Origin of the sequence: Paracoccus hibiscisoli, from assembly GCF_005048265.1 — a bacterium.
GTDB lineage: Bacteria > Pseudomonadota > Alphaproteobacteria > Rhodobacterales > Rhodobacteraceae > Paracoccus > Paracoccus hibiscisoli.
Genome location: NZ_SUNH01000055.1, coordinates 1 through 7,510, shown reverse-complemented (window position 1 = coordinate 7,510; position 7,510 = coordinate 1). Strand labels below are relative to the sequence as shown.

The following is a 7,510-nucleotide window of genomic DNA, read 5'->3' as shown; positions in this document are numbered from 1 at the left end:
GTGGCCGAGCATACCGACATGATCGCTGATCATGGCCACTCGCACGGGTTCGCAGAGGATCTTGTCTGGGCGCTGCACGGTCACAGCCATGACGTGGCCGACCATGATCACAGCCAGGCTATGCTTGTCCCCGGCGCCGGTGCGCACCCAAGGGTGGCTTGGCGCGATACGTTCCGGCTGCGGGCGTCATGGGAAGGACCGCAGCGGGTCTATCTGATCGAGCGACCTCCGCGGGCCTGATCGGTGCCGCCACCGCGCGGCGTATCCGAACAGACAGACCCTTACCGGAGACTTTTCCATGACCTCGACCTCGGGGGTCCTGCGCGCCTTGGCACCACGCCAACCGGTTGCGCTGACCCTGATCCTGCTGGCGGCAGTCGTGCTGACGGCCGCCCAAGCTCTCGCCCATAACGTCACCGCCGGTGACGCGGGCTATATCCAGGAAATCTGGGGGGTGCAGATCATCCCCTTCATCTACCTTGGCGCCAAGCACATGGTGACCGGCTATGACCACATCCTGTTCCTGCTGGGTGTGGTGTTCTTCCTCTACCGGATGAAGGACGTCGGCATCTATGTCAGCCTGTTCGCCATCGGCCATTCGGTCACGATGCTTCTTGGCGTCTGGTATGGCTGGGGCATCAACGCCTACATCATCGACGCGATCATCGGCCTGTCCGTGGTCTACAAGGCGCTGGACAACCTTGGCGCCTACCAGAAATGGTTCGGGTTCCAGCCCAATACCAAGGTCGCCACGCTGATCTTCGGCCTGTTCCACGGCACGGGCCTGGCCACGAAGATCCTCGACTATGACATCCCGCAGGATGGGCTTCTGGCCAACCTGCTGGCCTTCAACGTCGGCGTCGAGGTCGGCCAACTGCTGGCCTTGGCCGTGATCCTGATCGTCATGGGCTACTGGCGTCGCAGCCCCAACTTCCTGCGCCAGGCCACCATCGCCAACGTGGTGATGATGGTCCTGGGCATCTGGCTGACCTTCAACCAGGTCGCCGGCTACATCGCTTCCACCTCGGCATAGATCGGATATTCCCATGCATAATGCACCCAAACCCAACATCGACGAGCTGCCCACCAAGGCGCAACTGCGCCGCTCCACGATCCTGGCCAGCATCGGTGCGGCGGTGATCGCGGTCACCGTCTATCTGCCTGCTGAATACGCCATCGACCCGACCGGGATCGGCCGGGTCATCGGCCTGACCGAGATGGGCGAGATCAAGGTCCAGCTTGCTGCCGAGGCCGAGGCCGATCGTCTGCTGGACGAGCAGCGTGCCACCCAGCAGCCCTCTCAGGACCAGACGTCTAGCGTCTTGGATAGTGTTATGGGTCTGCTCATCGGCACGGCTTATGCGCAAGAGGCGCAGGACACCTGGACGGACACCGTGACCTTCACGCTGGAGCCGGGCGACACAGCCGAGATCAAGCTGACAATGGCAGCTGGAGACGTGGCGGAATACGCATGGACCGCCGAAGGCGGCCGGGTCAACTTTGACCTCCACGCCCATAGCGGCGGCGAGTCCATCGACTACGAGCGCGGCAGCGGCGCGACGGACGGCGAGGGCAGCATCGAGGCACCCTTTGCCGGTGATCACGGCTGGTTCTGGCGAAACCGCGACAGCACGCCGATCACCATGACGATCAATGTGCGCGGCGATTACAGCGCCGTCGTCGAAACTTACTGAACTGCGGGCAGCCATTCGTAATCGACGCGATTGGCTGCCCTTCTTTGCTCGGACTTTGGTGCTCTTGTCACGCAAGCCTAGACCGGACGGTCAGGCCGATGATCATCATTTTGCTGCTCTAAGAATTTTCGAATGTGATCAAAGCAATCTATGGTGGGACATGCGAACGGCCGGAAGGTCCCGCATAGCTGCCGCCAGCGCGGCGCACATGTATCGACGTGAAAAGCCCAGAGCAGCCGCTAGTGCTCGCCACAGCATGAACGGGCGCTTAGATCTGGGCGCTGTATGCTTCCTGAGCCACCTTGCTGTCGGCAAAAAAGCATGGGGACGACCTGCAGAGTTGCTTTAATTTGCGCAACGGCTTTTTTGGCACTCCAGTGATCCACTAGCGGTGTGACCTCCATCGCTTTGTGGCGCGCCTTCTTCAGCGCTAAACGACGCGGATGTTTGGCGAGAAGAGCGAAGCCGACGTTTGCGCGTGATGCAGCATATGACCGCTTAGAGCCGAGGCTGTTGCACCATCTGCCCGACTTGGCCGATGCGTGCGCTTCACACGTAGGAAGGTTCGTCCGCGAAGCCCCACCATGCGGCGGCTTAATGTCGGCCGCGAAGATGACACTGCTCCCGGCAAACGATGTCCCATCGCCAAGAAAGACCTTGCAGAACGACATGCGATTAGATGACAGCCTCGCGGACCCGAGAACGAGCAGCCTTGTGGGGATCATCGAACAAGTTTGCGCTCGTCTCAGGCACCATGCGCTCCTTGAGCCGCACTCCTGACGAAGCCGTTGCTCCAACCGTCCGCGCACTTTCCCCATAGGATGATCCAAGACCCCCGCGGCTTCCTCCTTGGGAGGTTTTCCAACCCGGGTCGTGGTCGCATATCACTGCCACCGTTACGTCGCGACCCGCATCAGAAAACCTTCACCAAAGCGGTCGTTAGGATGGATCACTTAGAACGGCCGCGTCGAACCCTTATCGGACGGTCACCGTGGCGCCACTCAGCTCACCGTCTATCCCGGTCTCCCTGGCCGCATCCGGTCGGGACTCGGAGTCGTTGCCGGCGCGGTTTCGCCCGCGACGCAGGTGATAGAAGTTGCGCGGCACGCTGATATAACTGCCAAAACGGGGACAGACCCCGCCTGAACTCGGAGAGCCCCATGCCCACAGCCCGCCGCGTCGGACAGGCCCTTGTTGTCGTTGTCTTGGCGACCGTTCTGGGATTGGTCGCGCTGAACCTGATGCCGGACCGTCGCGAATTGCGTGGGCACGTGCCCACTGTGCTGGCCACCTCGGGGCCGGATTTCCAGCGCAGTCTCGCCGGGCTCTACGGGTCGAACCTGTTGGCCGGGAACCGGATCGAAACGCTGTCCAACGGCGACCGGATCTTTCCCGCCATGCTGGATGCCATTCGCGGCGCGCAGGTAAACGTCAATTTCGAAACCTATGTCTATTGGTCCGGCACCATTGCCGACCAGTTTGCGGACGCCCTGATCGAGCGGGCCCAGGCCGGGATTCCGGTTCGCGTGATGATGGACTGGGTCGGCTCGGTCCCCATCGATGCCGCCCTGGTAGAGCGGATGGAGGCTGCCGGCGTGCATGTCGTCCGGTTCCGGCCGTTGAACTGGTATACGCTGGACCGCATCAACAACCGCACGCATCGGAAATTGCTGATCGTCGATGGGCGGATCGGCTTTACCGGAGGCGTGGGCATCAGCGATGACTGGCGGGGCGACGCCCGCCACCCTGACGAATGGCGCGAAAACCATTACCGGATCACCGGCCCGGTGGTGGCGATGCTGCAGGGCGCCTTTGTCTCTAACTGGGTCGAGGACACTGGCGAAATCCTTCAGGGACCGGATTTCTTTCCCTTGCTGGAGGCTGAAGGCGATGCGGTCGCGCAACTGGTCGTCAGCAGCACCGGCAGCCGCAACTATATCCATTTGATGTTGATGACCGCGCTGTCTGCGGCTGAGGGGCGTATTCGCATCGCCACACCCTATTTCGTCCCGGACGATATCGCCATCGCCCAGCTTCTGGACGCGCGGGCGCGCGGGGTGGAGATCGACATTCTGGTGCCGGGGTCGCAGACCAACAAGCCGCCGGTCCGCCGTGCCTCTCGGGCCCTTTGGGGGCCGCTGCTGCAGGCGGGGGTGCGCATCCACGAATACCAGCCAACGTTTGTTCACGCCAAACTGCTGGTTGTTGACGACGTCTTCGCCTCGGTCGGGTCCACGAATTTCGATGAACGCTCGTTCCGGCTCAATGATGAGGCCAATCTGAATGTCTTCGATGCGGGATTTGCGCGTGAACAGATCGCCATGTTCGACGTTGACCTGGCGCAGGCCCGTCCCATCACATTGGCGGAATGGCAGTCGAGGCCCTGGCAGGACCGGCTGCAAGACTGGGCGTGGAGCCTGCTGCGTACCCAGCTTTGAGCGGGACAGTCGGCAAGGATTGTTAGCCCCGCACCGGCCATTGTCGGCGCCCCGTCGGCGGTCTGGACCCTAGGCCCAGGCCGCACAGACGCGGTCATTCTGTTGGGGGTGAAGGCATGACGACAGCGTCAGCCGCGCGACGCTCGGCGCGCTTCTCGACCCATCCCTTTCTGCCACGATAGGGGTTTCCCGTCAGCGCGGATCGGCTGCGCTGTTGCCCAGCTGGTCCGACCTTCGGCAGGGCAGTGGTCTGCTGGGCCATGACATGGTCCAGAACCTTCTGCTCACCGCTGACCCGCCCAATTACGCGGTCCTCGCTCCTGCATCTATGCCAAATAAGGCCTGACCGAGAGGCGATTTGGATTAACGACCCAAGTTGGCGAAAGTCGCGGCGAATGCCGGTGAGGCAATGAAGCTGCCGGGCTGAGGAGAGAGCGGTGGCGGATCGCATATGCCATCTTCGAGGTACTTCAAAGCGCCGATAAATCCTGCGGAGGAAAACGGCTTTGCAATCAGGCCATGAGCGCCGGCAAAGTCTTCGGGCACCTTTTTCGGATTGGCTGTAACAAACACAATGATTGTCTCGGGCCAGCGCGACTGGATAGCCTCGCTCACTTCGAGACCTGTGCTGCCATGAGCAAGTTGCATGTCAACCAAGGCGACGTCTGGGGCGACATCGACAGGGTACGCAAGAACATCCTTGAGACTAGACGCGACCCCGAATGCACGATGCCCTGCGTCCTCGATAAGCATTTCAATATCCATTGCGATGATGAACTCGTCTTCGACGATCAAAATAGAAAGCGGCGGCTTGGAGCGCTTCATAGTGCCTCGAGATTGATTGTGATACGAACCTCTGAAGATCCGCTGTTCTGATCTGACCAAAATACGGCCGTTTTCGTCTGCGCCGAAAGCCTTAGAATGATCTGCTCATTGACCCCGGAAGGTGAGTAACTTGGTACCAAAGGCGGCATCCTGGCATCCTGCGTATCATCAGCGGTCAGACGGATCGCCAAATGTACCTGCTTCCCCTCCGTCGAGGCTGATATGTCCAAGATCATATGCTGCCGACCGCAGTCGGCTGTGAGCATGTGGTTAAGGATCTCATTGACGATAAGACCAAGTGCAGATGCCTGTCCTGCGGGTACATCGGCACGCCCCAGATCAGCCCGGATACGAATATCCGTCCCCTGTTTCATCTGGCCGAGATCAGAAGCGAGGTTGACGCAGTAAGCTCCGATATCAAATCTGGTGACGTCTTCCGACTGATACAGGTGGCGATGCACGGTTGCCATGGCATCAACGCGCGACATCATCGCCCGGAGCAGTCCTTGCGTCGCTTCATCATGCGTTTCCCGCAGTTGCAACCGCAGGATAGAGCCGATCATGCTCATGTTGTTTTTCACGCGATGATCGACTTCATGAAGAAGCAATGTCTGCGCGTCGAGCGCGGTCCGCAGTTCTGCAACGCGCCGCGCAACCTCCGCCTCGATACGCGCCTTCTCGCGAATAACCCGAAGATGGCCATCGATCCGATCGGTGACATCCAGCGAGGATGCGAAGAAGAACTGGACCTTGCCAGCATCATCCTTGACCGGGCTGATATAAAGCGCGTTCCAGAACGAGGTCCCGTCCTTGCGATAATTGAGGATATCGACCGACACGTCCGTCTCGGTCTCAATGGCCTTGCGGATCTGCTCAACGATCTCGCGGTCGGTTTGGGGTCCCTGCAGAAAGCGGCAATTGCGTCCGATGATTTCCTGTCGTCCGTAACCGGTAAGGGTCTGGAACGCTTCGTTCGCGAAGATGATCGGATTGTCTTCTTGGCGGGGATCGGTGATGACCATGGCCATTCGTGTTGAGCGAACGGCTGCTGCAAATGGATCACCGCGACCATCTTCATGGTGCAGCGCCTCGGTCAGGGTCCAGTCGTCACGCTCTTCCACGTCAGCTCTCGCATGTCACAAGTAACAAGGCTCTGTGACAAGAAAGCTGCGTCATCGGGATTCGTTCCAAGACGACTGTGGGTTTGCCGTCGTATGGGCATCGTTGCAGAACTCGACACTCACGCGGGACTTCCCCTTACCCCGCCAGCCTCAGGCCACGCGTTCCGTCTCGGCTGTGCTGAGCGCGTTGAAGCGGTTAATGAGCATCACACGCATGTGGATTTCGGCCGTTCGCCTGTCCGGGTCTTGTGAGGTGATCCGTTCGCCAAAGGACTTAAGGCAACGCATCGTCGCTTCCATCCGATTTCGGTGAACTGCTGCCGGTCCGCTAGACACAGCTGCTAGCCAGACCATGTCATCGCCTAGCCAGATCAGCAGTGATCCGCGCTGCTTTAGGGCCTTGTTGTCGGAGTTCCCGTTCGTCGTGCGATAGTGGATGACCTGCCCCCCGGAATGTCCCTCGCTCTGATGTAGAGTCTGCCCAACCTGAGAAGGAGCAGACGACATGAGGAAAAGCCGTTTCACCGAGGCGCAAATCATCGGGATGATCAAGGAGCAGGAGGCCGGGATGCCGACGGCCGAGGTGTGCCGCCGGCATGGACTGAGCCCGGCGACGTTCTACAAGCTCAAGGCCAGGTATGGGGGAATGGACCTGTCCGATGCCAAGCGGCTGAAGCAGCTTGAAGACGAGAACGCGAAGCTCAAGCGCCTTCTGGCGGACACGATGCTCGACAACGTGGTGTTGAAGGATCTCCTGGGAAAACCCTGACGACACCGAACGAGCGGCGGGACGCAGCGCTGCGGGCAATGCGGGGTCATCCGATCTCACAGCGCCGGGCCTGCGTCCTGGTCGGTGTCGATCCGAAGACGGTGCGGCGCGAGCGCCCGCCCGACAACCCGGAGATCCGTGAGGAAATGCACAAGGTCGCCGAGACGCGGCGCCGGTTCGGCTATCGGCGCATCGGGATCATGCTGGAGCGCCAGGGCATGGTGATGAACGCAAAGAAGCTCTACCGCATCTACCGGGAAGAGGGCTTGGCGGTCCGCCGCAGGCGTGGCCGCAAACGCGCACGTGGCAGCCGCACGCCAATGCCGGTCCCGCTGAGGCCGAACCAGCGTTGGTCTCTGGACTTCCTGTCTGACACCTTCGGAGCTTGCCGCAGGTTCCGCATCCTGGCCGTGAACGACGATTGCTGCCGTGAAAACCTTGGCCTGATTGCCGACACCAGCATCTCGGGGGCCAGGGTCGCGCGGGAGCTGGATGCTCTGGTCAGGGTCTATGGAAAGCCCGCCTGCATCGTCAGTGACAACGTCCTAGCTCGGGAACAAATCGCCGTTTAGGGCATCAGATCACGGGGCATCCGAGTGACCGGATGCTCTGAAGATGTTTGCCCAAGCGGGCTCCGCCGTCAAGAAGTGGTCTCTTCCATAG

General features: G+C 60.6%; 5 protein-coding genes and 3 pseudogenes. 4 read left to right on the top strand and 4 right to left on the bottom strand.

Translation table 11 applies throughout. The annotated features are described in order from the left end of the window. The first annotated feature begins 298 nt into the window (after nt 1–298). The 3 genes from FA740_RS18780 (at nt 299) to FA740_RS18770 (ending at nt 4,132) form a co-directional block, all read left to right on the top strand. Nucleotides 299–1,033, top strand: coding sequence for a HupE/UreJ family protein (locus tag FA740_RS18780; protein WP_136858330.1), 735 nt, complete (start codon nt 299–301; stop codon nt 1,031–1,033). A 13-nt stretch (nt 1,034–1,046) separates the two neighbouring features. After that, nucleotides 1,047–1,694, top strand: a complete 648-nt coding sequence (locus FA740_RS18775; RefSeq protein WP_136858329.1) for a transmembrane anchor protein — start codon at nt 1,047–1,049, stop codon at nt 1,692–1,694. Between the two features lie 1,160 nt (nt 1,695–2,854). Beyond that, a complete protein-coding gene (locus FA740_RS18770; protein ID WP_136858328.1) occupies nt 2,855–4,132 on the top strand; it encodes a phospholipase D-like domain-containing protein in 1,278 nt (425 codons plus the stop codon). 363 nt (nt 4,133–4,495) lie between these two features. On the opposite strand, the gene FA740_RS18765 is transcribed toward FA740_RS18770, so the two are convergent. The 4 genes and pseudogenes from FA740_RS18765 to FA740_RS20275 all read right to left on the bottom strand — a co-directional run. Next, a complete protein-coding gene (locus tag FA740_RS18765; RefSeq protein ID WP_136858327.1) occupies nt 4,496–4,957 on the bottom strand; it encodes a response regulator in 462 nt (153 codons plus the stop codon). Further along, nucleotides 4,954–6,078, bottom strand: coding sequence for a histidine kinase dimerization/phosphoacceptor domain -containing protein (locus tag FA740_RS18760; RefSeq protein ID WP_136858326.1), 1,125 nt, complete (start codon nt 6,076–6,078; stop codon nt 4,954–4,956). Before FA740_RS18760 ends, FA740_RS18765 begins: the two co-directional genes overlap by 4 nt. Nucleotides 6,079–6,228: 150 nt before the next feature. Next, a pseudogene (locus FA740_RS18755) lies at nt 6,229–6,387 on the bottom strand (IS5/IS1182 family transposase); the annotation flags it as partial. Between the two features lie 30 nt (nt 6,388–6,417). Beyond that, nucleotides 6,418–6,516 (bottom strand): annotated as a pseudogene (locus FA740_RS20275) (IS5/IS1182 family transposase); the annotation flags it as partial. A 67-nt stretch (nt 6,517–6,583) separates the two neighbouring features. On the opposite strand from FA740_RS20275, the pseudogene FA740_RS18750 reads away from it, so the two are divergent. Next, a pseudogene (locus tag FA740_RS18750) lies at nt 6,584–7,389 on the top strand (IS3 family transposase); the annotation flags it as partial. Nucleotides 7,390–7,510: the final 121 nt, after the last annotated feature.

Bases quoted from the DNA above. Each gene is read 5' to 3' on its own strand.
- FA740_RS18780 (WP_136858330.1), top strand. From the start codon at position 299: ATGACCTCGACCTCGGGGGTCCTGCGCGCCTTGGCACCACGCCAACCG.
- FA740_RS18775 (WP_136858329.1), top strand. From the start codon at position 1,047: ATGCATAATGCACCCAAACCCAACATCGACGAGCTGCCCACCAAGGCG.
- FA740_RS18770 (WP_136858328.1), top strand. From the start codon at position 2,855: ATGCCCACAGCCCGCCGCGTCGGACAGGCCCTTGTTGTCGTTGTCTTG.
- FA740_RS18765 (WP_136858327.1), bottom strand. From the start codon at position 4,957: ATGAAGCGCTCCAAGCCGCCGCTTTCTATTTTGATCGTCGAAGACGAG.